Annotated in this window: 1 protein-coding gene; it reads right to left on the reverse strand. The window is 64.9% G+C overall.

Annotation, left to right across the window (positions count from 1 at the left end):
* On the reverse strand, positions 1-1,188 hold a 1,188-nt coding region (locus tag BQ8420_RS11345; protein ID WP_143847201.1), incomplete at both ends, for an HNH endonuclease signature motif containing protein.

A 1,188-nucleotide genomic window follows, 5' to 3' on the forward strand; every position in this document is an offset into this window, starting at 1 on the left:
CACCCTCACCGCCACCGTCCTTCTCGGTTTCCTGGCGGTTCTGGGTGTGGTGGTGGTCCCAGATCTGCTGGTTCGCTTTCACCTGAAGGCGGTGCTTGAGCCGGTTGTGGGTGGAGCACAGCAGTTGCATGTTGTCGGAGCTGGTGGCTCCGCCGTGGGAGAAGGCGATGATGTGGTCGAACTGCGACCAGCTACGCGGCATGTCGCAGCCTTCGTGCCACTCGCAGTGAAACTCCTTATACCCCGCCGCCTGGCGGACGGGGTCGGGGGCGCACCGGTGCTTCTGCCCTACGTCGAGGAGGGTTTTGCCTTCGGCGTCAGTCAGGAAGCGGCGCAACCAACTCTTCGGGGTCAGGCGGGAGATCATCTGGTCGGGGATGACCACCCCGTCCTCCGTCACCGCCGGCTCCGCGGAGGTATCTCCCAGGTAGCGCTTGAGCGGCACGGTGATGTTCAACGTGACCACCGGCCGGGGCGCCTTCGCGCACGTGCGGTGGGCCAGGGCGGTCTCGAAGATCCGCATCATCGCGTCATAAGTGCGCTGGTGCTTGGGGATGGCGGCGTTGTCGGGCCCGTAGGGTTGGGTGTAGGCGTCCAGCGCGGCCTGGATGAGCTGGTTATCCGCTCCCGGCCCCCACATGCGGAGTAGGAATCCGCCTTCGAAGGTGGGCGAGAATTGGGCGCCACGGTTGTCGAAAGTCTCGTCGTAATCCCGGTCGGCCTTGTCGGGGTCCAGTTGGGCGACGAACCATTTCGCCGCGTCCCGCAACTGGCGCACCGACGCCTTCGGGCATTCCTTCTTATAGGCGATCAGCCCGAACTCCAGGCGGGCCCGAAAACCCTCGGCGTCGGGGTGCTGTGCCCGGAAGTCCTCATCGGCTGTTTCCAGGACCTTGGCCCAGTCGGTCACAGCCTTTTCGGTGGAGGTCGCGATCGCGCACGCTTCACCCAGTGACAGGACATCACCCTGGAATGCTTCGTCGACCAGGGGGAGTTGCTGGTGGTGCAGGGCTCGGGCCAGGGTGGCCAGGTTGCCGGCCTCGGCGGCGGAGGTCTTCCACTTGTGGGTGATCCACGCTTTGAGGGTGTTCTGGCCGCCCTCTTCCAGTAGGTCCCCGGAGGCTTCCTGTGTAGCGAGCATGGTCAGCATGCCGTAGCGCATCTGCTCAAGATCCCGGTTGGACCGTT

The sequence above is a fragment of the Nocardiopsis sp. JB363 genome (assembly GCF_900143625.1).
Lineage (GTDB): Bacteria > Actinomycetota > Actinomycetes > Streptosporangiales > Streptosporangiaceae > Nocardiopsis.